The organism is Pseudomonas sp. B3(2017) (genome assembly GCF_002113595.1).
In the GTDB taxonomy this organism is placed as follows: Bacteria; Pseudomonadota; Gammaproteobacteria; order Pseudomonadales; family Pseudomonadaceae; genus Aquipseudomonas; species Aquipseudomonas ekonensis.
In genome coordinates this window covers 163,084-189,476 of record NZ_NEIU01000008.1, presented here as the reverse complement: position 1 = coordinate 189,476, position 26,393 = coordinate 163,084, and the positions used below count along the sequence as shown (strand labels likewise).

Annotated in this window: 24 protein-coding genes; 8 read left to right on the top strand and 16 right to left on the bottom strand. The window is 66.0% G+C overall.

Going from position 1 to position 26,393, the window contains the following annotated elements; translation table 11 throughout:
* Nucleotides 1-56: 56 nt before the first annotated feature.
* Nucleotides 57-1,007, top strand: a complete 951-nt coding sequence (locus tag CAG33_RS14400) for an LD-carboxypeptidase (RefSeq protein ID WP_085585991.1) — start codon at nt 57-59, stop codon at nt 1,005-1,007.
* A 93-nt stretch (nt 1,008-1,100) separates the two neighbouring features.
* Here the strand turns inward: CAG33_RS14400 and CAG33_RS14395 are convergent, their stop codons facing one another.
* The 5 genes from CAG33_RS14395 to leuS all read right to left on the bottom strand — a co-directional run bounded on the left by CAG33_RS14395 (nt 1,101) and on the right by leuS (nt 7,148).
* Nucleotides 1,101-2,423: a lytic murein transglycosylase gene (locus CAG33_RS14395; protein WP_085638932.1), complete on the bottom strand. Its 1,323-nt coding sequence runs from the start codon at nt 2,421-2,423 to the stop codon at nt 1,101-1,103.
* A 61-nt stretch (nt 2,424-2,484) separates the two neighbouring features.
* Nucleotides 2,485-2,649: an alternative ribosome rescue factor ArfA gene (gene arfA / locus CAG33_RS14390; protein WP_085585995.1), complete on the bottom strand. Its 165-nt coding sequence runs from the start codon at nt 2,647-2,649 to the stop codon at nt 2,485-2,487.
* 121 nt (nt 2,650-2,770) lie between these two features.
* Nucleotides 2,771-3,808 (bottom strand): DNA polymerase III subunit delta, encoded by a 1,038-nt coding sequence (gene holA, locus CAG33_RS14385; RefSeq protein WP_085585997.1) that lies wholly within the window; start codon nt 3,806-3,808, stop codon nt 2,771-2,773.
* 39 nt (nt 3,809-3,847) lie between these two features.
* Entirely contained in the window at nt 3,848-4,453 is a 606-nt protein-coding gene (gene lptE, locus CAG33_RS14380) for an LPS assembly lipoprotein LptE (protein ID WP_085585999.1), read from the bottom strand.
* Between the two features lie 88 nt (nt 4,454-4,541).
* The gene (gene leuS / locus CAG33_RS14375; protein WP_085632373.1) at nt 4,542-7,148 is read right to left on the bottom strand and encodes a leucine--tRNA ligase; all 2,607 of its coding nucleotides are present in this window, start codon (nt 7,146-7,148) and stop codon (nt 4,542-4,544) included.
* Between the two features lie 280 nt (nt 7,149-7,428).
* On the opposite strand from leuS, the gene CAG33_RS14370 reads away from it, so the two are divergent.
* Entirely contained in the window at nt 7,429-7,752 is a 324-nt protein-coding gene (locus tag CAG33_RS14370; protein ID WP_085586003.1) for a hypothetical protein, read from the top strand.
* Nucleotides 7,753-7,857: 105 nt separating this feature from the next.
* Nucleotides 7,858-8,637: a YdcF family protein gene (locus CAG33_RS14365; protein ID WP_085586005.1), complete on the top strand. Its 780-nt coding sequence runs from the start codon at nt 7,858-7,860 to the stop codon at nt 8,635-8,637.
* A gap of 135 nt (nt 8,638-8,772) precedes the next feature.
* On the opposite strand, the gene lnt is transcribed toward CAG33_RS14365, so the two are convergent.
* The 5 genes from lnt to miaB all read right to left on the bottom strand — a co-directional run bounded on the left by lnt (nt 8,773) and on the right by miaB (nt 14,115).
* Nucleotides 8,773-10,296 carry an apolipoprotein N-acyltransferase gene (gene lnt, locus CAG33_RS14360; RefSeq protein ID WP_085632371.1) on the bottom strand — a complete coding sequence of 508 codons (1,524 nt, stop codon included), beginning with the start codon at nt 10,294-10,296 and terminating at the stop codon, nt 8,773-8,775.
* 15 nt (nt 10,297-10,311) lie between these two features.
* The gene (locus tag CAG33_RS14355) at nt 10,312-11,151 is read right to left on the bottom strand and encodes an HlyC/CorC family transporter (RefSeq protein WP_085583999.1); all 840 of its coding nucleotides are present in this window, start codon (nt 11,149-11,151) and stop codon (nt 10,312-10,314) included.
* A 5-nt stretch (nt 11,152-11,156) separates the two neighbouring features.
* Nucleotides 11,157-11,651: an rRNA maturation RNase YbeY gene (gene ybeY / locus CAG33_RS14350; protein WP_085632369.1), complete on the bottom strand. Its 495-nt coding sequence runs from the start codon at nt 11,649-11,651 to the stop codon at nt 11,157-11,159.
* Nucleotides 11,644-12,642 carry a PhoH family protein gene (locus tag CAG33_RS14345; protein WP_085632368.1) on the bottom strand — a complete coding sequence of 333 codons (999 nt, stop codon included), beginning with the start codon at nt 12,640-12,642 and terminating at the stop codon, nt 11,644-11,646. The genes ybeY and CAG33_RS14345 overlap by 8 nt, the downstream gene beginning before the upstream one ends.
* A gap of 144 nt (nt 12,643-12,786) precedes the next feature.
* Nucleotides 12,787-14,115: a tRNA (N6-isopentenyl adenosine(37)-C2)-methylthiotransferase MiaB gene (gene miaB, locus CAG33_RS14340; RefSeq protein ID WP_085638929.1), complete on the bottom strand. Its 1,329-nt coding sequence runs from the start codon at nt 14,113-14,115 to the stop codon at nt 12,787-12,789.
* Nucleotides 14,116-14,249: 134 nt separating this feature from the next.
* On the opposite strand from miaB, the gene CAG33_RS14335 reads away from it, so the two are divergent.
* Complete coding sequence (locus CAG33_RS14335) at nt 14,250-14,579, top strand: DUF1820 family protein (RefSeq protein ID WP_085584007.1); 330 nt, start codon at nt 14,250-14,252, stop codon at nt 14,577-14,579.
* Between the two features lie 41 nt (nt 14,580-14,620).
* Here CAG33_RS14335 and CAG33_RS14330 read toward each other — a convergent pair whose 3' ends face one another.
* From CAG33_RS14330 to CAG33_RS14315, 4 genes are all read right to left on the bottom strand, one after another.
* Entirely contained in the window at nt 14,621-15,175 is a 555-nt protein-coding gene (locus CAG33_RS14330; RefSeq protein ID WP_085584009.1) for a tetratricopeptide repeat protein, read from the bottom strand.
* A gap of 226 nt (nt 15,176-15,401) precedes the next feature.
* Nucleotides 15,402-16,685 carry a glutamate-1-semialdehyde 2,1-aminomutase gene (gene hemL, locus CAG33_RS14325; protein ID WP_085584011.1) on the bottom strand — a complete coding sequence of 428 codons (1,284 nt, stop codon included), beginning with the start codon at nt 16,683-16,685 and terminating at the stop codon, nt 15,402-15,404.
* Between the two features lie 17 nt (nt 16,686-16,702).
* Complete coding sequence (thiE, locus tag CAG33_RS14320; RefSeq protein WP_085638926.1) at nt 16,703-17,326, bottom strand: thiamine phosphate synthase; 624 nt, start codon at nt 17,324-17,326, stop codon at nt 16,703-16,705.
* Nucleotides 17,327-17,386: 60 nt separating this feature from the next.
* Nucleotides 17,387-18,184, bottom strand: coding sequence for a hydroxymethylpyrimidine/phosphomethylpyrimidine kinase (locus CAG33_RS14315; RefSeq protein WP_085638923.1), 798 nt, complete (start codon nt 18,182-18,184; stop codon nt 17,387-17,389).
* Nucleotides 18,185-18,566: 382 nt separating this feature from the next.
* Here CAG33_RS14315 and CAG33_RS14310 point away from each other — a divergent pair, with 382 nt between their 5' ends.
* The 4 genes from CAG33_RS14310 to CAG33_RS14295 all read left to right on the top strand — a co-directional run bounded on the left by CAG33_RS14310 (nt 18,567) and on the right by CAG33_RS14295 (nt 25,063).
* Complete coding sequence (locus CAG33_RS14310) at nt 18,567-20,921, top strand: hybrid sensor histidine kinase/response regulator (RefSeq protein WP_085584017.1); 2,355 nt, start codon at nt 18,567-18,569, stop codon at nt 20,919-20,921.
* Nucleotides 20,922-21,017: 96 nt separating this feature from the next.
* Nucleotides 21,018-22,667: an acyl-CoA dehydrogenase family protein gene (locus tag CAG33_RS14305; protein ID WP_085638921.1), complete on the top strand. Its 1,650-nt coding sequence runs from the start codon at nt 21,018-21,020 to the stop codon at nt 22,665-22,667.
* 188 nt (nt 22,668-22,855) lie between these two features.
* Entirely contained in the window at nt 22,856-24,355 is a 1,500-nt protein-coding gene (gene amn / locus CAG33_RS14300) for an AMP nucleosidase (RefSeq protein WP_170930001.1), read from the top strand.
* Nucleotides 24,356-24,427: 72 nt separating this feature from the next.
* A complete protein-coding gene (locus CAG33_RS14295; protein WP_085584021.1) occupies nt 24,428-25,063 on the top strand; it encodes a pseudouridine synthase in 636 nt (211 codons plus the stop codon).
* Here the strand turns inward: CAG33_RS14295 and CAG33_RS14290 are convergent.
* Both CAG33_RS14290 and CAG33_RS14285 read right to left on the bottom strand, forming a co-directional pair.
* Nucleotides 25,058-25,267 (bottom strand): DUF2788 domain-containing protein, encoded by a 210-nt coding sequence (locus tag CAG33_RS14290; protein WP_016773053.1) that lies wholly within the window; start codon nt 25,265-25,267, stop codon nt 25,058-25,060. The genes CAG33_RS14295 and CAG33_RS14290 overlap by 6 nt on opposite strands.
* Nucleotides 25,268-25,536: 269 nt before the next feature.
* Nucleotides 25,537-26,016 (bottom strand): Lrp/AsnC family transcriptional regulator, encoded by a 480-nt coding sequence (locus CAG33_RS14285; protein ID WP_007909658.1) that lies wholly within the window; start codon nt 26,014-26,016, stop codon nt 25,537-25,539.
* Between the last annotated feature and the right edge of the window lie 377 nt (nt 26,017-26,393).

The window sequence follows — 26,393 nt, the reverse complement described above, 5'->3', positions numbered from 1 at the left end:
TTTGCCGCCGTACCTGACTACTGTGTGCTCACGACTTCACGCAGGGAGATCCATGGATGACCGTTCGACCGACCCACACCCTTTTTCCGCACCGACCCGTGCCGGCGCTGCCGTCCGAAGGGACGATCGGCGTCATCGCGCCCGCAGGGCCGGGCACGCTGGACACGGACAAGGCGGTGCAGTGGATGCGCGCCCGGGGCTACGGGCTGCGGATCTTTCCCGGCGTCTATGAGAAGGACGGTTACCTGGCCGGCAGCGACGAGGTGCGCCTCAATGACCTGCACGCCGCGTTTGCCGATCCCGAGGTCGACGCGATCATCTGCCTGCGCGGCGGCTACGGCACGCCGCGCCTGCTCGACCGCATCGACTACGACCTGCTGGGGCGCCATGCCAAGCCGTTCGTCGGCTACAGCGACATCACCGCGCTGCACCTCGCCATCAGCCGTTACGCCGGGTTCGTGACCTTTCACGGGCCGCTGCTCAACGCCGACCTGCTGGGCGACAAGGAGCCGCCGACGGTCACTTCGTTCTTTGCCATGCTGCGGGGCCAATTACAGGCCGGCAGCGTGATCGCCCACCCGGCGGCCTGGCCGTTGACCACCGTCGAGCCGGGGATCGCCCATGGCCGGCTGCTGGGCGGCAACTTGGCGATGATCGCATCCACGCTGGGCACGCCCTACGAGATCGACGCCGAAGGGGTGATCCTGTTGATCGAGGACGTCAACGAGCCGTTGTACCGCATTGACCGGCTGCTGACCCAGATGCGCCTGGCCGGTCACCTGCGCAAGTTGCGCGGTGTGCTGGTCGGGGATGTGGCGGGGGTAGAGACCGTTGCGCTGAACCGGTTGCTCAAGCAGACCTTCGAACCGCTGCGCATCCCAGTGCTGTCCGGCTGGCGCAGCGGGCATTGCGATCCGAACCTGACCTTGCCGCTGGGGGCGCTGGTGCGGCTGGACGCCGGGAAGCAAGAGTTGCTGCTGGAGCAGGATGTGGTGGTCAGGCAGTAAGCATCCGGCGCCTGCCGGAGCGTATTCGCGGGCAAGCCCGCTGCCACAGGTTCAGTGCGATCCCTGTGGCAGCGGGCTTGCCCGTGATGCTTTTTACTGGGCGCGCAGGCTTTCGAGCAGCTTGTGCGTCGGATAGCCGTCCGCCGGCCAGCCGAACGACTGCTGCGCGCTGCGGATCGCCTTGCGCGTGTTGGCGCCGATGATGCCGTCCGCCGCGCCGGCGTCGTAGTTGCGTGCGCTGAGCAGGTTCTGCAGTTCGATCCGCTCGGTGCGGCTCAGCGGCAGGTCGTCCTTGGGCCAGGTGCCGTTGATCAGGCCGGCGCCGTTGAAGCGCTCCGACAGCAGACCCACCGCCAAGGCGTACGACGAGGAGTTGTTGTACTTGAGGATCGCCCGGAAGTTGTCGAGGATCAGGAACGCCGGGCCACGGTAGCCGGCCGGCAGCAACAGGGCGGCGGACAGCTGATCGGAACCGGCCGGCGCTTGCCCGCCGTTGGGCAGGATCACGCCCAGTTGGCGCCACTCGGCGACGCTCTTGCGGATCGCGCCGTCAGCGAGGGTGTAGTTGAAGCCGCTCGGCAGCTGCACTTCAAAGCCCCACGGCTGACCGCGCTGCCAGCCGGAGCTTTGCAGGTAATGCGCGGTCGAGGCCAGGGCGTCGGCCGGGCTGCCCCAGATGTCGCGGCGGCCGTCGCCGTCGAAGTCCACCGCGTGGGTGTTGTAGGTGGTCGGGATGAACTGGGTCTGGCCCATGGCGCCGGCCCAGGAGCCGAGCATCTTCTCGGGCGTGATGTCGCCCTGTTGCAGGATCTGCAGCGCGGCGATCAGTTGCGCATGGGCAAAGCCCGGGCGGCGGCCTTCGTAGGCCAGGGTCGCCAGTGAGTTGATCACCGACTTGTTGCCCTGGAACTGGCCGAAGTTGCTTTCCATCCCCCACACCGACACCAGTGCCTGGCGGTCCACGCCATAGCGCTGTTCGATGCTCTGCAGGATGCCGGCGTACTGATTGATCAGGGCTTGGCCCTTGCGCACCCGCAGCGGCGAGAGCGCGCCGTCGAGGTATTCCCACACCGGCCGGGCGAACTCCGGCTGGCTGCGGTCGGCGCGGATCACGCTGGCGTCGAAGCTGACGTTGGCGAAGGCGCGGTCGAACACGTCGGCGCGGATCCCGGCGGCGAGGGCGTCCTTGCGAAAGCCTGCCTGCCATTCGGCGAAGGTTTGGGTCGGTTGCAGGTCGAGGTCGTCACCGGAAGGCACGACGGGCGGAACGATGGCCGGGGCGGTGGCCACGGGGGCGGTCTGGAGCGGTTGCGCGTCGGCGGCGGTGGGTTTCTCCGCGCAGGCGACCAGCAACACGAAGCTGGTGGCGGCGATCAATTGGCGCACGGGCCAACGACGGGTAAGGCAAAGGGGCATGCACAGGTCCAGAGGATGTGAATCAGGTGCAGACCTTAACATGGCAAAGGGGTGAAGCGCTTCACGCGGCCAGAAAGTAAGAAGCCTCCCAGCTTTTAGACTGGAAGGCTTCGCGGCGGTAGCTGCCTTTGCCCTTGGCCGGGCGTTCCTGGCGGCTGCGGAACAGCGGTTGGGCGATGATGGATTTGGCCTTGTTGTGGCCATGCTTCGATGGCTTTTTGCTCATGATGTCACTCTCTGAGGGGGGATTTTGCGTGGCAGATGATCTGCCGATGTTCGCGGTCTGTCCAGTCCGGTGATGAACATTGCGGCGAGGAAGCTTGCGCCTTCGCCGCAACGTCCGGCACTTATTCGGCAGGCAACGGCAGGCGCTGTCCGGCCATCAGCAATGACAACCGGCTCAGGCTCATCCACGGCGAGCCCGGTGCCTGGCCCTTGATCTGCGCATCGATGCGCTGGGCTTCGAGCAGCAGTTGCGCCCAGCGTTGGGCCGAGTAGCGTTGCAGGGCCTTGGTCATCAGCGGCTTGCGCTTGTCCCAGACCGGCGGCTTGGACTGGCTGAAGGCCTTGTCCAGCGGCGTGCCCTGGCTGTACTGCTGGGCGATGCTGGCCAGCAGGCGCAGCTCCCGGGCCAGGGCCCAGAGGATCACCGGCGGCTCGACGCCTTCGCCGCGCAGGCCTTCGAGCATGCGCAACGCGTGGGCGGCTTCGCCGTTGAGGATCGCGTCGGTCAGGCCGAACACGTCGAAGCGTGCGCTGTCGGCCACGGCCGCCTGCACGGTTTCGACGGTGATCTGCCCGTCCTCGGCCATCAGCTTGAGCTTTTCGATTTCCTGGGCGGCGGCCAGCAGGTTGCCCTCGACCCGCGCGGCGATCAGTTCCACCGCGTCCTGGCTGGCCGACAGGCCGGCCTGGGACAGGCGCTGGCGGATCCAGCTGGGCAGCTGGTTGGCGTCCACCGGCCAGATCTGCACGAACTGGGTCTGCGCACCTTCGACCAGGGCCTTGCCCCACTTGGTTTTCTGCGCGCTGCCGTCGAGCTTGGGCAGGCTGATCAGCAGCAGGGTGTCTTCGGCCGGGCGCGAGCAGTATTCGATGAGCGCGGCGGCGCCCTTGTCACCGGGCTTGCCCGAGGGCAGGCGCAGTTCCAGCAGGCGCTTTTCGGCGAACAGCGACAGGCTGGCGCCGGCCAGCAGCAGCGTGCCCCAATCGAAGTTGGCGTCGGCGGCGAACACCTGGCGTTCGTCGAAGCCCTGCCGGCGGGCGGCGGAGCGGATGGCGTCGGCGGCTTCCTGGCACAGCAGCGGGTCGTCGCCACTGATGACGTAGACCGGCGCCAGCGTGCCTTGCAGGTGTTTGGCGAGTTGGGCGGGAGCGAGCTTCATAAGAGAAAGCGAACGGGGCGCCTGAGCGCCCCGGACGTCTTACTGCTGCGGCAGTTCGAGCGGCGACTGGCGCGGAGTCTCCGCCTCAGCCTTCTGCGCCGCTTCCAGCGCGTCGGCTTCCGCCTTGGCGCGGGCGTTGGCCTTCTGCTGCAGGTCGTCCAGCTGGGCCGGCGTCAGTTGCTGCAGGCGCAGCATCATGCGCTGAACCAGCTCGCGGCGGGTTTCGCGGCGGGCGTCGTTGGCTTCCTGGTCGGAACCCACCAGGTTGTTGCCGTCGTGGATGAACACCTTCTGCACTTCAAGCTTGTCGCTCTTGAGCAGCAGGTTGTTCTCGCCGCGGATGTCGTAGTTGAGCACGGTGTTGACCTGGTACTCGCCCGTACGGCCTGCGCCGGCATAGCTGAGGATGCGCTGGCTTTCCTGCTCGTCGGCCAGGAACAGCTTGTACGGCGCGCCGGAGACCACCTTGACGCCGCTGGACTCCAGCACCTGGCGCAGTTGGGTCACGGTCTCGCCGTAGGCGTTGCGGGCGCTCAGGTCGAGTTCCTTGATCGCCAGTTCGGTGGTGCCGGTGCCGCGCAGGTGGAAACCGCAGGCGCTCAACAGGACCGCGAGGCCCATCACCAGCAGATTGCGTTTGATCATTGTGTTGCTCCCCTTGAAACCGTGTGGGCCGATGCTGCGGCCCGAAAGGTTTTACAGGGCGCCGGCCGCAGCCGGCGCCCGATCCAATTTAGCTGGCGACGATGTTGACCAGTTTGCCCGGCACCACGATCACTTTGCGGATCGTCAGGCCGTCGACGAAGCGCAGCACGTTCTCGTTGGCGCGGGCCGCGGCTTCGATCTCCTCGCGGGTGGCGCTGGCCGGCATTTCGATCTGGCCGCGCAGCTTGCCGTTGACCTGGATCACCAGGGTCAGGCTGTCCTGCACCAGCGCGCTTTCGTCCAGCGCAGGCCAGGCGGCGTCGATCACGGGGCCGGCGTGGCCCAGGCGGTTCCACAGGTCGTGGCTGATGTGCGGGGTGATCGGCGCCAGCAGCAGCGTCACGGTCTCCAGGCCTTCGTGGATCAGGGCGCGGTCCTGCTCGGTGCCCTGGGCGGCTTTCTCCAGCACGTTCATCAGGGTCATCACCTGGGCGATGGCGGTGTTGAACTTGTGGTTCTGGCCGACGTCGTGGCTGGCCTGCTTGATGGCCTGGTGGATCGAGCGGCGGACGGCCTTCTGCTCGTCGTTCAGGGCGGCGACGTCCAGCTTGCCCGGCAGGCCCTGGACGATATGGGCCTGGGCCAGGCGCCAGACGCGCTTGAGGAAGCGGTGCGAGCCTTCCACGCCGGAGTCCGACCATTCGGCGCTCATGTCGGGCGGCGAGGCGAACATCATGAACAGGCGGCAGGTGTCGGCGCCGAACTGGTCGATCATCGACTGCGGGTCGACGCCGTTGTTCTTCGACTTGGCCATCTTCTCGGTGCCGCCGATCTCCACCGGCAGGCCGTCGGCGATCAGCTTGGCGCTGATGACCTTGGCCTTGCTGTCGCGCTCGAGCTCGACGTCCGCCGGGTTGAACCAGGTGTAGGCGCCGTTGGCTTCGCGGCGGTAGTAGGTCTCGGCGACCACCATGCCCTGGGTCAGCAGGTTCTTGAACGGCTCGTTGGAGCTCACCAGGCCTTCGTCGCGCATCAGCTTGTGGAAGAAGCGCGCGTACAGCAGGTGGAGGATGGCGTGCTCGATGCCGCCGATGTACTGATCCACCGGCAGCCAGTGGTCGGCCGCGGATTTTTCCACCAGGCCGCCTTCGAAGTGCGGCGAGGCGTAGCGGGCGTAGTACCAGGACGACTCGACGAAGGTGTCCATGGTGTCGGTTTCACGCTTGGCGGGCTGGCCGCATTTCGGGCAGGCGCACTCGTAGAATTCCGGCATACGCGCCAGCGGCGAGCCGTTGCCGTCCGGCACCACGTCTTCCGGCAGCACGACCGGCAACTGGTCTTCCGGCACCGGCACGTCGCCGCAAGCGCCGCAGTGGATGATCGGGATCGGGCAGCCCCAGTAGCGCTGGCGGCTGATGCCCCAGTCGCGCAGGCGGAACTGGGTGCGCGAGGCGCCGAGGTTTTTCTTGATCAGGGCGACTTCCATGGCGTCGAACGCGCCGGCGAAGTCCAGGCCGTCGAACTCGCCGGAGTTGATCAGCGTGCCGTGCTCGCCGTAGGCGTCCTGCCACGGGGCCGGGTTGGTGTCGCCGGCGCTGGTGCGCACCACGGACTTGACCGGCAGGCTGTACTTCTGGGCGAACTCGAAGTCGCGCTCGTCGTGGGCCGGAACGGCCATGACCGCGCCGTCGCCGTAGTGCATCAGCACGTAGTTGGCGACCCACACCGGCAGTTTCTCGCCGGTCAGCGGGTGCTCGACGAACAGGCCGGTGGGCAGGCCTTTCTTTTCCTGGGTGGCGACGTCGGCTTCGGCGACGCTGCCGGCCTTGCACTCGGCGATGAACGCCTGCAGCTCAGGGTTGTTCTGCGCGGCCAGGGCGGCCAGGTGGTGCTCGGCGGCCACGGCGACGTAGGTCGCGCCCATCAGGGTGTCAGGACGGGTGGTGAAGACCTTCAGGGTGCCGGTCTCGCCGATGGAATCGACGTTGTACGGGAACTGCACTTCCATCCCGCGGGACTTGCCGATCCAGTTGCGCTGCATGGTCTTGACCTGTTCAGGCCAGCCGGTCAGCTCGTCGAGGCTCTCCAGCAGCTCATCCGCGTAGGCGGTGATCTTGAAGTAGTACATCGGGATTTCGCGCTTTTCGATCACCGCGCCGGAACGCCAGCCGCGGCCGTCGATCACCTGCTCGTTGGCCAGGACGGTCTGGTCGACCGGGTCCCAGTTCACGGTGCCGTTCTTGCGGTAGATCACGCCCTTCTCGAACAGGCGGGTGAACAGCCACTGCTCCCAGCGGTAGTAGTCCGGCTTGCAGGTGGTGACTTCGCGCGACCAGTCCACCGCCAGGCCCAGGCTGCGCAGCTGGGACTTCATGTAGGCGATGTTTTCGTAGGTCCATTTGGCGGGCGCCACGTTGTTCTTCATCGCGGCGTTTTCCGCCGGCATGCCGAACGCGTCCCAGCCCATCGGCTGCAGGACGTTCTTGCCCTGCATGCGCTGGTAGCGGGAGATCACGTCGCCGATGGTGTAGTTGCGCACGTGCCCCATGTGCAGCTTGCCGCTGGGGTAAGGGAACATCGACAGGCAGTAGTAGGTTTCCTTGCCTGGCTGTTCACTGACTTCAAAGGACTTGTGCTCATCCCAGAACGACTGGGCGGCGGCTTCGATTTCACGGGGCTGATAGTGTTCGTGCATGGCTACTTTTGTACTGGATAGGGGTGGCCCAGTCCTCTTCGATGCGACATCGGGGGCGGGTGACGCCAAGTTGGCGTTTCGCGGCCCGGACGGGCTGGAAGTGGAGTGACAGGAAGCGCCGTAGCATACATGACCGCGCTTGGCCTAGGGAAACCCTGATTGCGCCCGTCCGGCCGGGCAAAACGGCTGCGGGGGCCGTTGGTCGCGGCGTGCGGCCGGTTTGTGCAGCGAAGCTAAGCTCCTTAGTGGGGAGTGAGTCTTATCTTCAATGAGGTGAGGGATGGTGGAGTCACAGCAACAGAACGTAACCAAACCCGAGTTGTACGAGCGGTTGATCGACCGTCTGGGCATGGCCCTGGACGCGGCGAGAACCGCGGGACGGCTGCGCGACGAGCGCCCCCTGGAGCTGGAATTGCGCGGCTTGAGCCCCGCCGAGTTCGATCTGGTCAAGGCTTACCTGGATCGCAGTGAACGTGAAGCCCACGGATGTCTGTCACAGGCAGTGAAACAGCTCGATGCAGTGCCTTCGGCCAAGGTCATATGGCTCAAGGACAAGGCGCCCGGCAGAGCGACCGTCAAGGTCCGCACCCTGCAGGCCAAGTAAGCGCATGGCAGGTCAAGAAGCGGATCTTTTCAAGCGGGATCCCACCTTATAGGTTGTCGCGTCGAATCAACCCACTTAGGCTGCGGGCATCTTTGGAGATGCCCGATGCCCTTTCGCTATTTCATCAAACAACTGCTGCTGCCGCCCGGCATCCTTTTCCTGCTGCTGTTGGTCGCCTGGTGGCTGCGCCGCTCACGTCCGCGCCTGGCCGGGCTGTGCTTCGCCCTGGGGCTGGGCGGTTTGTGGCTGATGAGCCTGCCGGTGGTCGTGCAATGGGGCGCCAAGGCCCTGGAGCGCGAGCCGCCGCTGGCCCGTGAGGCCTGGGCGGGGCTTTCGCAACGCGCCGACGCGATTGTGGTGCTGGGTTCCGGGCGCGAGCGCGGCGACCTGGCCTGGGGCGAGGATCAGCCGACCGGCATCGGGCTTGAGCGGCAGCGATATGCGGCGCGTCTGGCCAAGGCCTCGGGGCTGCCGATCCTGACCAGCGGCGGCCTGCATTACGGCACGCCGCCGACGGAAGCCAAGCTGATGGCCGATTCGCTACGCGACGATTTCGGGGTGACGGTGCGCTGGCAGGAAGGCGAGAGCCGCACGACCTGGGAAAACGCCGTGCTCAGCGCCAAGGTGCTGCTGCCCCAGGGCATCAAGCGCGTCGCGGTGGTGACCCAGGCCTGGCACATGCCGCGGGCGGTGTGGTGTTTCGAGCAGGCCGGGTTCGAGGTGGTGCCGGCGCCGGTCGGCTTCCTCGGCACGGACAACGCCCGGCCGTTCGGCGGCTGGTTGCCGGAGTTCAAGTCGATCTGGCAAAGCGGACAGTTGCTGAACGAGGCGGTGGGGCAGGTGGGGTATTCGCTGTTCTATCGAGGGGCTGACGAAGCTGAATGATGCACGGGGCCGATGGCCCCGTCGCGGACAAGTCGAATCGTCGCGCCGCCGCTCCCGCAGCGGCTGTATTCAGGCGCGCCTGACTGTGGGAGCCAGCCTGCTGGCGATGGCGCCGGTGAAGGCGCCGCGAAGCCTTCAGAGGGTCTTGGAGATCCGCCCGGCCATCAGCGCCCAGCCGAACAACAGCACGCACAGAATGATCAACGGCCACGAGCGCCATTGCAGGTACGGCGTCAGATCGTGCATCGGCACCACTTCGCCGTACAGCACGCCTTGCTCGAACTGCGGGATGCTTTCGGTGATGCGGCCGAACGGATCGATCAGGCCGGTGACGCCGTTGTTGGTGGCGCGGATCATCCAGCGTCCGGCCTCCAGGGCGCGCATCTGCGCCATCTGCAAATGCTGAAGCGGGCCGATGGAGGTGCCGAACCAGGTGTCGTTGCTGATGGTCAGCAGCAGGTCGCTGCGGGCGGACAGGCCGGCGGCGAACTCCGGGTATACCACTTCGTAGCAGATGAACGGGGCGATCTGGTAGCCCTTGGCCTGCAGCAACGCCTGGTCGGCCGGGCCGCGGGCGAAGTCGGACATCGGCAGGTCGAAGAACGCGATCAGCCCGCGCAGCAGATCCTGCAGCGGCACGTATTCGCCGAACGGCACCAGTTTCTGCTTCAGGTAGGTGCCGTCGCCTTCGCCGACCACGGTGATGCCGTTGAAGAAGCGCTTCTCGTGGCGCACGGTCTGGCGGATCGGCACCCCGGTGATCAGCGCCGATTTACGCTCGGCGGCGAAGGTGCCCATCATGTTCAGGTAGCCTTCGGCGGACTCCTTGAGCACCGGCACGGCGGTCTCCGGCCAGATCAGCAGATCCACCGGCTTGGACCGGAAGCTCAGGTCGCGGTACAGCGCCAACTGCGCGTTGAGCTGCGCCGGATCCCACTTCATGCTCTGCTCGACGTTGCCCTGGATCGCGGCGACGCTCAGCGGCGCGCCCGCCGGGCTGGTCCAGGCGTGGCCCTTGAGCGCGACGCCCGCCACCCACGGCCCGATCAGCAACAGCAGGCCGGCGGCCACGAAACCCTTGCGGCCGCCGCTGAGCAGGCGCGGCATGTTGTGGAACAGTGCGGCGGTCAGTGCCAGGACGAACGACACCAACCACATGCCGCCCACTGGCGCCAGCCCGGCCAGCGGGCCGTCGAGCTGGCTGTAGCCGGAGTACAGCCAGGGGAAACCGGTGAGGAACCAACCCCGGAACGCCTCCTGGCCGACCCACAACGCCGCGAACGCCAGCGCATCGGCCAGCGGCGCTTCGTTGCGCCGCAGCCAGCGCGCCCAGAGCCAGGCGGGCAGGGCGAAGAACCAGGCGATCGCGGCGGTGAACAGCAGCATCAGGAAACCGGCCAGCAGCACCGAAGCGCCGCCGAAGTGGTGGATGCTGTAGTAGATCCAGCTGGTGCCGGCACCGAACAGGCCGAAGCCGAAGCACCAGCCCCGGCCGAGCGCCTGGCGCGGGCTCAGCTCGCGCAGGCCGGCATAGAACAGGCCCGCCGCCAGCAAGGCCAGCGGCCAGATGTCGAACGGCGCCAGAGAGAGGGTGGTGATTGCGCCGGCCGCCACGGCCAGCAGGTTACCGGGCCAGCCGGGGCGGGTTATCCAGCGCATTTCTATCCTTGGAGGTCAGCGGGCGATTGGGGTCAGTCGCAGCAAGTGGATCCGACGGCTGTCGGCGTTCAGGATGCGGAAGCGGTAAGCGCCGATCTCGGTGATCTCGTTGCGCTTGGGCAGGTGCCCGAACGCGCTCATCACCAGGCCGCCGACGGTGTCGAACTCGTCGTCGGAGAACTCGCTGTCGAAGAACTCGTTGAAGTTCTCGATCGGGGTCAGGGCCTTGATCAGGAAATCGCCGCTGGGCAGCGGCTTGATGTAGCTGTCCTCTTCGACGTCGTGCTCGTCCTCGATGTCGCCGACGATCTGTTCCAGCACGTCTTCGATGGTCACCAGGCCCGCCACGCCGCCGTATTCGTCGATGACGATGGCCATGTGGTTATGGTTGGCGCGGAATTCGCGCAGCAGCACGTTCAGGCGCTTGGACTCCGGCACGAAGGTGGCCGGGCGCAGCAGGTCCTTGATGTTGAAGCTCTCGCCGTTCTCCTTGAGGATCAGCGGCAGCAGATCCTTGGCCAGCAGCACGCCCATCACGTCGTCGTGGCTTTCGCCGATGACCGGATAGCGCGAGTGGGCCGAGTCGACCACGGCGGGGAGAAATTCGCGGGGCGTCTGGGTCGCCTTGATGCTGACCATCTGCGAACGCGGCACCATGATGTCGCGCACCTGCAGGTCGGCGACCTGGATGGCGCCTTCGACGATGGCCAGCGCTTCGCTGTCCAGCAGCTTGTTCTGATGGGCGTCGCGCAGCAGCTCCATCAGCTCCTGGCGGTTCTTCGGCTCGTGGGCAAAAGCCTGGGTGATCTTGCCCAGCCATGACTTCTGCCCGTTGCTCGATCGATCTTCGCTCATAGCGATTACTCTGAATCCTTTGTCGTAACGGTAGGGGATGTTTCGGTTTCGTCGTCCGCGTACGGATCGGGGTAGCCCAGTTCGGCAAGCAACTCGCGTTCCAGGGCTTCCATCTCTTCGGCTTCATCGTCATCGATGTGATCGTAGCCCAGCAGATGCAGGCAGCCGTGAATGACCAGATGGGCCCAGTGGGCGTCGAGCGCCTTGCCTTGCTCGGCAGCCTCGCGCTCGACCACGGCCACGCAGATCACCAGGTCGCCCAGCAGCGGGATGTCGAGAAACTCGTCGGGCACTTCGGCGGGGAACGAAAGGACGTTGGTCGCGTAGTCCTTCTGGCGCCAGGTGCGGTTCAGCTCGCGGCCTTCGGCCTCGTCCACCAGACGGATGGTCATTTCCGAGTCGGCGCTGCGCTGGCGCAGGGCCAGTTCGCACCAACGGCGGAATTCGGCTTCGCTCGGCGCGGGCGCCTCGGTGGCGGTTTGCAGGTCTAGCTCAAGCATCGCGCGGGGGTTCCTTGGCCGCTTCGGTACGGGTCTCGAAGCGCTCGTAGGCTTCGACGATGCGCTGCACCAGCGGATGGCGCACCACGTCCTTGGGCTGGAAATGGGTGAAGCTGATGCCCGGCACGTCCTTCAGCACCTCGATCACATGGTGCAGCCCGGACTTGGTGCCGCGCGGCAGGTCGACCTGGGTGATGTCGCCGGTGATGACGGCGGTCGAGCCGAAGCCGATCCGGGTCAGGAACATTTTCATCTGTTCGACGGTGGTGTTCTGGCTTTCGTCGAGGATGATGAAGCTGTTGTTCAGCGTGCGGCCGCGCATGTAGGCCAGCGGCGCGACTTCGATCACCTGGCGTTCGATCAGCTTGGCCACGTATTCGAAGCCGAGCATTTCGTAGAGCGCGTCGTAGAGGGGGCGCAGGTACGGGTCGATCTTCTGGGCCAGGTCGCCGGGCAGGAAGCCGAGCTTTTCGCCCGCCTCGACCGCCGGGCGCACCAGCAGGATGCGCCGCACCTGTTCACGCTCCAGCGCGTCCACGGCACAGGCCACGGCCAGGTAGGTCTTGCCGGTGCCGGCCGGGCCGATGCCGAAGTTGATGTCGTTGCCGAGGATTTCCTTCACGTAGCGCAGCTGATTCAGGCCGCGTGGGCGAATCATGCCTTTCTTGGTGCGCAAGGCGACGGACGGTTCGGCGGGGGAGTGCTTGTCCAGTTCTTCGACGGCCGATTCCTGCAGGTACAGGTGCACCATGTCCGGCGACAGCTCCGTACCCTTGGTTTCCCGGTACAGGCGGCGCAGCAGGTTTTCCGCGGAAGTGGTGTGCTTGGGTTCGCCGATCAGTTCGAACTGGTTGCCGCGGTTGCGGATCTCGATGGCCAGGCGCTGTTCGATCAGGCGCAGGTGCTCGTCGAACTGCCCGCACAGATTGGCGAAGCGACGAGCCTCGAAGGGCTCAAGGATGAAGCGATGGGGTTCTATGGGTGCGTTCAAGGTCGTATTTAGCCGCCCTGGGGCAATAATGATGAAATCAAGGATAACGCCAGTGGCGTGGGTGCGAAAGCTCTTAAATCTTGCAAGGTGAATGGCCGACGTTGCGGGGGCGGGCAAGCCCGTTCCCGCCGTTGTTCTGTACCGTCAGCCGATCAGCGAGCCGCGAAGCGAGTGCGGCTGCGCCGAATCGATGTGCACGTCGGCGAACTGCCCGATCAGGGTCGGATTGTCGCAGCGGAAGTTGACGATACGGTTATTCTCGGTGCGCCCCTGCAGTTCGCCCGGATCTTTCTTCGAGTAGTCGGTGACCAGGATGCGCTGGGTGGTGCCGACCATTTGTCGGCTGATCTCGAAGCCTTGCTGGTTCAGGCGGTGCTGCAGCGCGTTCAGGCGTTCCTTTTTCAGCTCTTCAGGGGTGTCGTCTGCCAGGTCGGCCGCCGGGGTACCCGGGCGCTGGCTGTAGACGAACGAGTAGGAGAAGTCGAAGCCGACGTCGGCGATCAGCTTCATGGTCTGTTCGAAGTCTTTCTCGGTCTCGCCGGGGAAGCCGACGATGAAGTCGGAGCTGATGCAGATGCCCGGCACGGCGGCGCGCAGTTTGCGCAGCTTGGACTTGTACTCCAGCGCCGTGTGGTTGCGCTTCATGGCCGCCAGGATCCGGTCGGAGCCCGACTGCACCGGCAGGTGCAGGTGCTTGACCAGCTCCGGCACTTCGGCGTGGGCCTGGATCAGGCTGTCGGAGAACTCCAGCGGATGCGAGGTGGTGTAGCGGATGCGGTCGATGCCGTCGACGGCTGCGACCACCCGGATCAGCTCGGCCAGGTCCGCCAGGCGGCCGTCGTGGGTCAGGCCGCGGTAGCCGTTGACGTTCTGCCCGAGCAGGGTGACTTCGCGCACGCCGTTTTCGGCCAGGTGGATGATCTCGGCGATCACGTCGTCGAACGGCCGGCTGACTTCCTCGCCGCGGGTGTAGGGCACCACGCAGAACGTGCAGTACTTGCTGCAGCCTTCCATCACCGACACGTAGGCGCTCGGGCCGTCGATGCGCGGCTCGGGCAGGTGGTCGAACTTCTCGATCTCCGGGAACGAGACGTCCACCTGCGGCAGCTTGCTGATGCGTGCGGCGTCGATCATTTCCGGCAGGCGGTGCAGGGTCTGCGGGCCGAACACCACATCGACGTAGGGCGCGCGGTCGCGGATCGCCGCGCCTTCCTGGCTGGCCACGCAGCCGCCGACGGCGATGACCATCTCCGGGTTGGCCAGTTTCAGTTCGCGCCAACGGCCGAGCTGGGAGTACACCCGGTCCTGGGCGCGTTCGCGGATCGAGCAGGTGTTGAGCAGAATCACGTCGGCGTCTTCGGCGCGGGCGGTGACTTCCAGGGCCTGGTGTTCACCCAGCAGATCGACCATGCGCGAGCTGTCGTACTCGTTCATCTGGCAGCCGTGGGTTTCGATGTAGAGCTTTTTGGCCATGGATTCAGGTCGTCACGTGATTCGAAGAACCGCGCATTATAGGGAACATGTCCAAAGGTTCCTACCGCTGCGCGACCGGTGCCTGTGCTATAGTTTGCGCCCTCATTTTTGCCCCGATGTGTTGTCCGCCCGCCATGACCAAACGCGAAGCTCCGATCTACAAGGTGATTTTCCTCAACCAGGGCCAGGTGTTCGAAATGTACGCCAAGCAGATCTACCAAAGCGATCTGTGGGGTTTTCTGGAAGTGGAAGAGTTCGTCTTCGGCGAGCGCACCCAGGTGGTCGTGGATCCGAGCGAAGAGAAGCTCAAGGCCCAGTTCGAAGGCGTGGTGCGCAGTTTCGTCCCGATGCATTCGATCGTGCGCATCGACGAGGTCGAGCGCCTCGGCACGCCGAAGATCAGCGAGGCCCGGGCCGGCACCGGCAACGTGATGCCGTTTCCGATGCCGATGCCTGAGAAGTAAGCCACGGCTCACTTGCCGCACTCACGGCAGACCAGCGGGTTTCAGGGCAGCGGCGAGAAAGGCGTGCGCCCGTCCGCGCTCTGCAGTTCCATCAGGTATTTACGGAAAATTTGCCCCAGCACCTGGGTGGCGGTCTCGAGGTCTTCTCGGGGCATCTTCTCGGCGACTTCGTCGGCGGTGTCCAACGCATCCTCGGCGCCGTTGACCGCCGCCATCTTCAGCACGATATAGGCCTGGATGTTGTTGGCCTGCACGCCTTCGCCGTGGAAGAACATGGTGCCGAGCTTGAACTGCGCCTGGGCGTGGCCCTGCAGCGAGGCCTTTTCGAAGTAGTTGAGGGCTTGGTTGAGGTCGCGCGGTGCGTTCTTGCCGTCGTAGTAGAATTCGCCCAACTCGTATTGCGCTTGCGCATCCCCTTCGTCCGCAGCCTTCTGGCAGGCGGCGAGGGCCTGCGTGACGTCTTGCGGCTGGGTGTTGAGGGTGCAACGCCCCATCGCCGGGATCAACAACGAGTTGCCGCCTGCCTGTGCATGTGCAAGCAGCGGCTGAAGGAGCAACAGGCAGCCCAAGGCAAGGGTGCGGCCGGTGCGGTTCATGGGAATCGACTTACCTCTGAAGGGCACGCGGACCCGTCGAGGGATCCAATAAGCGCGCATTATGAAATAAGCAGGCCCAACCTTACAAAGTCTTTACTCGATTTTCTGCTGCGCGGAGCGCTGGTCGCCCGGTTTGCAGGCGATTGTCGGCGGCGATGCAGGAAAAAACGCTCAGGTGTAGGCAAACGCTGACGCCGGCATTGGCCAACGTCAGCGTCAGGGCGGATTACTTCAGGGCGGCGAAGGCGCGCTCTGCGGCGTCCAGGGTCAGTTTCAGTTCCGCTTCGCCGTGGGCGATGGAGGTGAAACCGGCTTCGAAGGCGCTCGGCGCCAGGTACACGCCGCCTTCGAGCATCAGGTGGAAGAAGCGTCCGAACAGCGCGGCGTCGCTGGCCATCACATCGTCGAAGGTGACGATGTCGTCGGCGCCGCTGAAGTACAGGCCGAACATGCCGCCGGCCTGGGTGGTCACGAACGGGATGCCGGCGGCGTCGGCGCGTTGCTGCAGGCCGTCGAGCAGGCGGGTGGTGTAGTCGGTCAGCTCGGCGTGGAAGCCCGGACGGCTGATCAGGCGCAGGGTGGTGAGGCCGGCGGCCATGGCCAGCGGGTTGCCCGACAGCGTGCCGGCCTGGTAGACCGGGCCCAGCGGCGCGATGCGCTGCATGATCTCGCGCTTGCCGCCGAAGCAGCCGACCGGCATGCCGCCGCCGATGATCTTGCCGAAGGTGGTCAGGTCCGGCGTCACGCCGTAGTGGGCCTGGGCACCGCCGAGGGCGACGCGGAAACCGGTCATCACTTCGTCGAAGATCAGTACGACGCCGTGGCGGTCGCACAGGCTGCGCAGGCCTTCGAGGAAGCCCGGCGCCGGCGGCACGCAGTTCATGTTGCCGGCCACCGGCTCGACGATGATGCAGGCGACGTCCTGGCCGACTTCGGCGAGCATCTTCTCGACGGCGCCGATGTCGTTGAACGGCAGGGTCAGGGTGTGCTTGGCGAATGCCGCCGGCACGCCGGCCGAGCTCGGCACGCCCTGGGTCAATGCGCCGGAGCCGGCCTTGACCAGCAGGCTGTCGGAGTGGCCGTGGTAGCAGCCTTCGAACTTGATGATGCTGTCGCGGCCGGTGAAGCCACGGGCCAGGCGGATGGCGCTCATGGTCGCTTCGGTGCCGGAGCTGACCATGCGCACCATGTCCATCGACGGCACCAGCGAGCAGACCAGGTCGGCCATCTCGGTTTCCATGGCGGTCGGGGCGCCGTAGGACAGGCCGTGCTCCAGTTGCTTGCGCACGGCGTCCAGCACGTCCGGATGGCTGTGGCCGAGGATCATCGGGCCCCACGAACCTACGTAATCCACATAGCGCTTGTCGTCTTCGTCGGTGACGTAGGCGCCTTCGGCATGCTTGAAGAACAGCGGGGTGCCGCCGACGCTCTTGAACGCGCGGACCGGCGAGTTGACGCCGCCGGGGATGTGTTTCTGGGCATTGGCAAACAGGGTTTCGGAACGGGACATGATCGGGCTCTCGAAGGTCAGGATTTGAACAATTCATTGAATGCGCGGGCGCGGCGCGTCACCTCGGCGGTGCTGTCGGCACCGAACAGGCCGTGGACGACCGCCAACAGGTCGGCGCCGTGGGCCACCAGCGGGGCGGCGTTGTCCAAGGTGATGCCGCCGATCGCGCAGATCGGCAGATGCAGCGTGCGGCGGGCCTCGTCGAGCAGGCCGAGGCTGCAGCTCGGGGCGCCGGGCTTGGTGCTGGAGTTGAAGAAGCGGCCGAAGGCGGCGTAGCTGGCGCCTTCCTTCACCGCCTGTTCGGCCAGGTCGAGCTGCGCGCGGCAGGTCGAGCCGATGATCGCCTTCGGTCCCAGCAGGGCGCGGGTCGGCGACAGCGGGCCGTCGGTCTGGCCCAGGTGCACGCCGACGCCCAGGCGGGCGGCCAGCTCGGCGTCATCGTTGATGATCAGGCGGGTGCCGTGGCGCTCGCACAGCTCGCGCAAGGCTTCGGCCTCGCGCAGGCGGCGGGCGTCGTCGCCGCTCTTGTCGCGGTATTGCAGGAGGGTGACGTCGCCTTCCAGCGCCGCCTCCACGTAAGGCAGAAACTTGCCCGCCAGCAGCGTGCTGTCGGTGATGGCGTACAGGCCACGTAATTTCATCGCACAGGCCTCCCGGCGTCAGGCGCGGAACATCAGGTGCGCCGCGTCAGCGGCGCTGCATCAGGCGCAGAAGTCCAGCGGCAGGCGGCGCGGCACGAACTGGCCTTTGCCCAGCCGCTCGGCGTCGCGCAGGGTGCGCCAGGTGTAGTCCAGGGCGCTGCGCACGGCGCTGGCCAGGTCTTCGCCCAAGGCCAGCCGACCGGCCAGGGTGCTGGCCAGGGTGCAGCCGGAACCGTGGTAGCTGCCCGGCAGGCGCTGGCAGAGGAAGGTCTCGCGCAGGCCGTCGCGGCTGTACAGGCGGTTGTGGATTTGCGTCTCGTCGCCGTGGCCGCCGGTGATCAGCAGGTGTTTGACGAACGGCAGGAGCTTTTCTGCGCACTCGTCCGCGGTGCCTTCGGGCAGTTCGGCGAGGATCCGCGCCTCGGGCAGGTTCGGGGTAGCGATGGCGGACAGCGGCAGCAGGCGTTCGCGAATGGCGTAGCCGACCTCGTCCTTGCCCAGGCGTCCGCCGCCGCCGGCGCGCAGCACCGGGTCGCAGACCACCGGCAGGTGCGGGTGCGCCTGGAGCAGTTCGACGACTGTGTCGACCATTTCCAGGGAACCGAGCATGCCCAGCTTCACCGCCGCGACGTCGGAATCGTTGAGCACGGCATTGGCCTGGGCCAACACCCACTCGCGGTCGAGGACGCGGAAATCGGTGACGTTGACCGTGTCCTGCACGGTCAGGGCGGTGACGGCCGGAGCCGCATGGCAACCCTGGGCGAGCAGGGCTTCGATATCTGCCTGCAGGCCGGCGCCGCCACTGGGGTCGTGGCCGGAGAGACAGAGGACAACGGGGCGGGAGCTATAGGTATTCATGGTGCGCGAGCTTACCACCAATCCCGGTGTGCGGGTTCAGCTGTGGTGAGGGAGCTTGCTGCCGCCGGGCCGCAAAGCGGCCTCGATGCGCCATTCTGCCGACACATCCGGATCAATGGCATGGCGGCGGATCGGGAGCAAGCGCCGTCCCGCAACGGACTGTACTGTCACAATCTGACCAAGCCAACAGCTCTAGCCCGGTACTTTGCTCTGAAACGCCCGTTCTAGAGCCTCTGTCGGAAAAATTTCCATGGTGCTCAATGGCCATCAACGGCTATGCTAGAGTGGATCCAAACCAATAACAGGTAATACCGGTTTTACGTCTTCTCAAAGGGAATGGGGGGCTTCCTGACGCAACCGGACAAGCCACGCTGGGGCTTCAATGCGCTATTTGCTGATGTTGCTGTTCTGCTTGCCCCTCCTGGCGAGCGCCGTCGAGTTCGACGAATTCACCCAGAGCCTCCCCCTGGGCCGATCCCTGCAAGTGTTCGAAGACCCGAGCGGTCAGGCGACCTTCGCCGATGTCCGCGCGCAAGACGCTGCCGGCCGCTTCAAGCCGCATGACAAGGCCACGCTCAACGCCGGCTATTCGCGCTCGGCGTTCTGGCTGAAGATCGATCTGCTTTACCGCCCGAACAATCCGGCGGCGCAGCGCACCTGGCTGCTGGAGCTGGCCTACCCGCCGCTCGACCACCTGGACCTCTACCTGCCCGATGCGACGGGCGCCTACCGCCTGACGCGCCAGACCGGCGATGCCCTGCCGTTCGCCAGCCGCGAGATCCGCCAGAACAATTACCTGTTCGACCTGGCCTTCGAACCGGGCCAGGCGCAGACCGTTTACCTCAGGCTGGCCAGCGAAGGCTCGATCCAGGCCCCGGTGACGCTGTGGTCGAGCACCGCCTACCTGGAAGGCCAGCCGGTGCGCCTGTACGTGCTGGGCATCATTTATGGCGTGCTGCTGGGGATGCTGGTGTACAACCTGTTCATCTACCTCAGCGTGCGCGACACCAGTTACCTCTATTACATCTTCTACATCGCCTCGTTCGGCCTGTACCAACTGTCGGTCAACGGTGCGGCGGTGGAGTACTTCTGGCCTGACAACCCGTGGTGGGCCAACGCCGCCACGCCGTTCTTCATCGGCTGTGCGGGGCTGTTCGGCAGCCAGTTCGCCCGCAGCTTCCTGCAGACCAAAGACCACAGCCGCTGGCTCGACCGGCTGCTGATCGCCCTGATCGTGTTCGGCGCGCTGGTGGTGGGCCTGTCGCTGATGACCAGTTACGGGCTGGCGCTGCGCCTGGCGACGACCCTGGCGCTGACCTTCACCGTGGTGATCTTCGCCGCCGGGATCCTGGCCTGGTGGCGCGGCCTGCGGGTGGCGCGCTATTTCATCATTGCGTGGTCGGCGTTCCTGCTCGGCGGGGTGGTCAACACCCTGATGGTGCTGGGCGTGCTGCCGAACGTGTTCCTGACCATGTACGCCAGCCAGATCGGCTCGGCCATCGAAGTGGCGCTGCTGTCGCTGGCCCTGGCCGACCGCATCAACGCCATGCGCGAGCAGCAGGCCCAGACCCTGCTTGAGGCCGGGCAGAAACTGGAAGTGCTCAACCAGCAACTGGCCCACAGCAACAAGCTCAAGGACGAGTTCCTGGCGACCCTGACCCACGAGTTGCGCACGCCGATGAACGGCGTGATCGGCTCGCTGGAACTGATGCAGACCGTCGAACTGGATCCGGAACTGGAGCAATACCAGCAGACCGCCGCTGGCTCCGCCCGGGACATGATGCGCATGGTCAACGGCATTCTCACCCTCACCGAACTGCAGGCCGGCAAGCTCAAGGCGACGTCGGGCAGCTTCAGCCTGCGGGGGGTGATCGAGGCGTTGCGGGTGCAGTTCGACGGCAATGCGTCGAGCAAGGCCCTGGATTTCAAGGTCGATGTGCTGCCGACCTTGCCCGACCGCCTGCACGGCGACAGCGGCAAACTGGCGCAATGCCTGGAATGCCTGTTGGACAACGCGATCAAGTTCACCCGGGTCGGCGGGCTGGCCCTGCGGGTCACCGGCAAGCCGTCCCAAGGCAACCGGTTGGCGCTGTCGTTCGCGGTGATCGACACTGGCATCGGCTTCACCGACCTGGGCGAGGCGACGCTGTACCAGCGGTTCTTCCAGCTCGACGGCTCGATGACCCGGGAGTACGGCGGCCTGGGCGTCGGCCTGGCGATCTGCCGGCAACTGGTCGAATTGTTGGGCGGCAAGCTCACCCACCGTTCCGAGCCCGGGCGCGGCAGCCGGTTCCAGCTGGATGTCGAATTCGAACTGCCGGCGCTCGAACCTGCTCCCGTCTCGCTGCACAGCGCTGACGGCACGCGGGTGCCGCAGGATTGCACCGTTCTGTTGGTGGACGACAACAGCGTCAATCAACTGGTCATGCGCGGCATGCTGCTCAAGCTCGGCTTCCGGGTGCGCACGGCCGACCACGGCGAGGCGGCGCTCGAATGCCTGCAGCGCGAAACGTTCGACGCGGTGCTGATCGATTGCCAGTTGCCGCCGCTGGACGGCGCGTCGCTGTGCTGCCGGATCCACGATCTGCCCGGTTGCGCCCACCTGCCGGTGTTCGTCCTGGCGCTGGGGGCCGAGCGGGAGCGCTGTGCGGCGGACGCCGTGATCGACTACCTGGGCAAACCGGTGAAATTCGAAGAGTTGCAGGCGGCTCTGGAGCGCCGGGTGTTGTGTCGCTGATAGGGTGAAACCGCCGAGAGTTCGGCGCAAATGACACTTTGTCCGGCCACGGCGCGGTGCTTAACTGAACGCCTGGCAGACAGGAGGAGCCCCGTCATGAACCTGCATCAGTTCGCCGAAACCCACGAAGTCACCAACCAGCCGCCGTCGCTGGACGGCGCCAACCTGTACCGCATCGACCTGCCGCTGCAGGAGTGGTCGCGGCGCTTCGGCGCCGGTTGGGCCGAGTCGCGGATCGACGCCTACGGCGCCCTGGCCGGCGGGCCATTGATGGAGGCCGGGTTCCTCGCCAACCAGAACAAGCCGGTGTTCGCCAGCCATGACCGCTACGGCCACCGCATCGACCTGGTGGAGTTCCACCCCGCGTACCACGAGCTGATGCGCACGGCCATCGAGCACGGCCTGACCTCGCTGCCCTGGGCTCATCCGCAGGACGGCGCCCATGTGGCGCGGGCGTCCATGACCTACCTGCATAGCCAGGCCGAGGCCGGCAGCGGCTGCCCGCTGACCATGACTTTCGCCAGCGTGCCGGCGATGCGCCTGCAGCCGGACCTGGCCGAGCGCTGGCTGCCGAAGATCCTCGCCACCGAATACGACCCGCGCAACGTCGGCATGGTCCACAAGGCGGGCGTGACCATCGGCATGGCCATGACCGAGAAGCAGGGCGGCACCGACGTGCGCGCCAACACCACCAAGGCGTTCCCCGTGGGCGCCGGCGGCCCGGGCCAGGCCTATGAGCTGGTGGGGCACAAGTGGTTCTGTTCGGCGCCGATGTGCGATGCGTTCCTGACCCTGGCGCAGACCGACAAGGGCCTGAGCTGTTTCCTGCTGCCGCGCCACCGCCCGGACGACACGCGCAACCAGTTCTATATCCAGCGCCTGAAGAACAAGCTCGGCAACTGCTCCAACGCCTCCAGCGAAGTGGAGTTCCGCGGGGCGCTGGCGTGGATGGTCGGCGAGGAGGGGCGCGGGGTGCCGACCATCATCGAGATGGTCGCCATGACCCGGTTCGACTGCATGGTCGGCTCCAGTTCGCTGATGCGCCAGGCGCTGACCCAGGCCAGCCACCACTGTGCGCACCGCAAGGTGGGCGGCAAGCTGCTCAGCGAGCAGCCGCTGATGCAGAACGTGCTGGCCGACCTGGCGCTGGAAAGCGAAGCGGCGCTGGCCCTGAGCCTGCGCATGGGCCGGGCGCTGGACCGTCTGGACGACCGCCACGAAGCGCAGTTCGCGCGGTTGGTGACGGCGGTGGGCAAGTATTGGATCTGCAAGCGCGCCCCGGCCATGATCAACGAAGCCGCCGAGTGCATGGGCGGTGCCGGCTACGTCGAAGACAGCATCCTGCCGCGGCTGTACCGCGAGGCGCCGGTCAACTCGACCTGGGAAGGTTCCGGCAACGTGCAGTGCCTGGATGTGCTGCGCGCCCTGTCGAAAGAGCCGGGCGTGCTCGACGGGCTGTTCCATGAACTGGGCGACGGCCACGGCGACCCGCGCCTGGCCGCGCACATCCAGCGGTTGCAGGCGGCGTTCAAGGACACCGGCGACATCCAGTACCGCGCGCGGCAACTGACCGAAGACATCGCCCTCGGCCTGCAGGCGAAGCTGTTGCTGGAGGCCGGGAATGCGGCGGTCAGCGACGCCTTCATCGCCAGCCGCCTCGGCGGCGCGGGCCGGGTCTATGGCGCATTGCCCCGTGGCGTGGACGTGGCGGCCATTGTCGCCCGCTCGACGCCGCAGGGTTTCTGATCCCGCCCCGATCCCACAAGGGGGGCGCCAGGCACAAAACACTGTGGGAGCCAGCCTGCTGGCGATGGCGTCAGCTCATGCGCCGCAGGGCAAAGCCGAGACGGTTGCTCCCACAGGTTTGCGCTTTGCCTCAAGGATTGCGGCAAAGCCAATCGCCACTGTTCCCGTGACGCCGCGTTGCAGGCAAGATGAAGGCCTGCAAGACAGAACACAGGAAGCTGACCGTGACCGAAGCGTTTATTGTCGTTCAAACCGCCGAACAGGCCGTGGACCTCTTGGCCGAGCTGCACGAGCGGGCCACCACGGCGCTGAGCACGGCGCTCAAGCGTTACCTCAAGGACCGCGCCGAACCGGACGCCGCACAGCGCGCCCTGTTCCGTTACCCCGAACTGCGCCTGACCTACCACTGCCAGGGCGAAGTCCCGCAGACCACCCGCGCCTACGCCAAGGTGCAGCTGCCGGGCACCTACAGCGTCACCGTCACCCATCCCAAGGCGTTTCGCAAATACCTGCTGGAGCAGCTGACGCCGCTGATGCACGACTTCACCGTCACCGTTGAAGTGGGCGTCAGCGAGCAGAACATCCCGTACCCGTACGTGGTCGAGCAGGGCGATGAGCTGGCCGGTTCAGGCGTCACCGCCGCGGTGTTGGCGCGGGTGTTCCCGAGCACCGACCTGTCCGCCGCCACCGACGGCATCGCCGACGGCCTCTACGACTGGGAAAACACCGACCCTCTGCCGCTGGCGCTGTTCGACGCCGCGCGGGTGGACTTCTCCCTGCGCCGGCTGGTGCACTACACCGGCAGCGACTGGCGCCACGTGCAGCCGTGGATCCTGCTGACCAACTACCACCGCTATGTCGACCAGTTCATCGTCCACGGCCTTGAGCAACTGCGCCGCGACCCGCGTTTCGTGCGCATGGTGCTGCCGGGCAACGTGATCATCGAGAAGGGCATGGATCACGGCGAGGCCTCGGCCATCGCCGCCGGCGTGGTGTGGCACCGTTACCAGATGCCGGCCTACCACCTGATCGCCAGCGACGGCCACGGCGTGACCCTGGTGAACATCGGCGTCGGCCCGTCCAACGCCAAGAACATCACCGACCACCTGGCGGTGCTGCGTCCGCACTGCTGGCTGATGATCGGCCACTGCGGCGGCCTGCGTCAGTCGCAGACCATCGGCGACTACGTGCTGGCCCACGCCTACATGCGTCGCGACGGGATCCTCGACCGGGTGGTGCCGCCGAACATTCCGATTCCGGCCCTGGCCGAGGTGCAGCTGGCGTTGCAGCAAGCGGCGGCCAACGTCACCGGCGACAAGGGCGACGACCTGAAGAAGCGCCTGCGCACCGGCACCGTGCTGACCTACGACGACCGCAACTGGGAACTGCGCTGGGCCCAGGAGCGTCCTCTGATCAACCTGTCCCGCGCTGTGGCGGTGGACATGGAAAGCGGCACCATCGCCGCGCAAGGCTATCGCCTGCGGGTGCCGTACGGCACGCTGCTGTGCGTGTCGGACAAGCCGCTGCACAGCGAGATCAAGCTGCCCGGTTCGGCCAACGCCTTCTATGAGCGTGCGGTCAGCCAGCACCTGAAGATCGGCATCGAGGCGGTGGATCTGCTGCGCACCGAACTCAACTCGCTGCACTCGCGCAAGCTGCGCAGCTTCGACGAACCGCCGTTCCGCTGACGGTTTGCCGTGGCCATTTGGCGGTCGGGGCACTAGCATGGTCGGCCCTGACCGTCAGATGTTGTTTTGCCCATGTCCCGTGCCCAACGCCCGCCTTCCCGCCGCCCCGGCGCGAAGCCATCCCCGACAGCCCCTCGCCGTGTCGCCAAGGCGCCGCCGGCCGAGCCGAAGCTGATCCTGTTCAACAAACCGTTCGATGTGCTGACGCAGTTCAGCGACGGCGAAGGGCGGGCGACGCTCAAGGACTACATCGACGTGCCCGGCATCTACCCGGCCGGCCGCCTGGACCGCGACAGCGAAGGCCTGTTGCTGCTGACCAACGACGGCCAGTTGCAGGCGCGCATCGCCGACCCCAAGCACAAGTTGGCCAAGACCTACTGGGTACAGGTGGAGGGCGAGCCGAGCGCGGAGCAGTTGCAGCGCCTGCGTGACGGCGTCGAGCTCAACGACGGCATGACTTTGCCCGCCGAAGCGCGGCAGTTGGACGAGCCTGAGCTGTGGCCGCGCAACCCGCCGGTGCGCTTTCGCAAGAGCGTGCCCACGAGCTGGCTGGAACTGGTGATCCGGGAGGGCCGCAACCGTCAGGTGCGGCGGATGACGGCGGCGGTGGGGCTGCCGACCTTGCGGCTGGTGCGGGTCAGGATCGGCGGGTGGACGCTCGACGGCCTCGATCAGGGCCAGTGGAAGGAAGTGCCGGCGCGCTTATAGGGCGCCGGACTCGATCAGGCCGATCACCACGCTTTTGATGATGAAGGCGGCCACGCCCAGACCCAGCACGAAGAACAGGATGAACGAGCCGAAGCGCCCGGCCTTGGATTTCTTCGCCAGGTCCCAGACGATGAAGCCCATGAAAATGATCAGGATGCTGACCAGGCCAGTCATCATCCACTCTTCGAACAGTGCTGGATCCATCGGACATCTCCGGCGCGTGCGGCTTGAAAGGGCGGCGGGGAGTATACGCCAAGGGCGGCGGCGCGGGGATCGGCCTGCGGCGGTGTGCCGCAGTCATCCGTCGCCGGCATCGGCGGTGTCCGGTGCACCGCCATCGCCAGCCGGCTGGCTCCCACAGGGGATCGCGTATGTCCGCAAAGCTGCTGTCACCCCAAACCCTGCAGGAGCTTGCCTGCAAGCGATGAGGCCGGCATTGCCGACATCCTGGTGACCGGTCTGTGAAGGGGCCTTCAGCTGCGCAGGTGGGTCAACGGCAGTTCGGTGCTGTTCAGGACCTGGTTGAGCACGAAGCTGGAGCGCACGCTGGTCACCCCTTCGATCCGGGTCAGGTGGCCCAGCAGCAGTTTCTGGTAATGATCCATGTCCGGCACCACCACCTTCAACTGATAGTCGGCATCCACCCCGGTCACCAGGCTGCATTCGAGCACCTGCGGCAGGGTGCGGATCGCCGCCTCGAAGTTCTCGAAACGCTCCGGCGTGTGCCGGTCCATGCCGATCAGCACATAGGCGGTCAGGCTCAGGCCGAGCATCTTGCGGTCGAGCAGGGCGACCTGGCGCGAGATGTAGCCGTCGTCCTCCAGTTGCTTGACCCGGCGCGAGCATGGCGAGGGCGACAGACCGATGCGTTCGGCCAGCTCCTGGTTGGAGATGCGGGCGTCGCGCTGCAGCTCCGCCAAAATGCTCAGGTCGTAACGGTCGAGTTTGCTCATCAATCTGTCCTTTGTGCTGTCTATTGCGGCGGATTATCTATCCAGGGTTAAAAATTGCGCAAGCGGTGTTTATTTGAGCAATCTTCGCAATCATCTGTCGCGGCGTCCGGCCTATCCTTATCACCAGAATCACTGCTCGGTAACACAGTCCACTGCGGCCGCCCAATCAGGCCTGCCGCGGCCGCCGCCCCCACCGGGGACGCGCCGGCCCCCGAGCTGCACACTGTCCAGAAGACGGGGTGAGGTGAGCCGGCGCCACAAGCGTCGAGCCAGGACGAAGTTCTCTGAAGGGGAGGCCGACGGGTCTCCCCTTTTTCTTGCCTGCGATTTGCCTGCCTTCGCGTGTGCGCGGCTCAATAAATAAATGCCGTGACTGA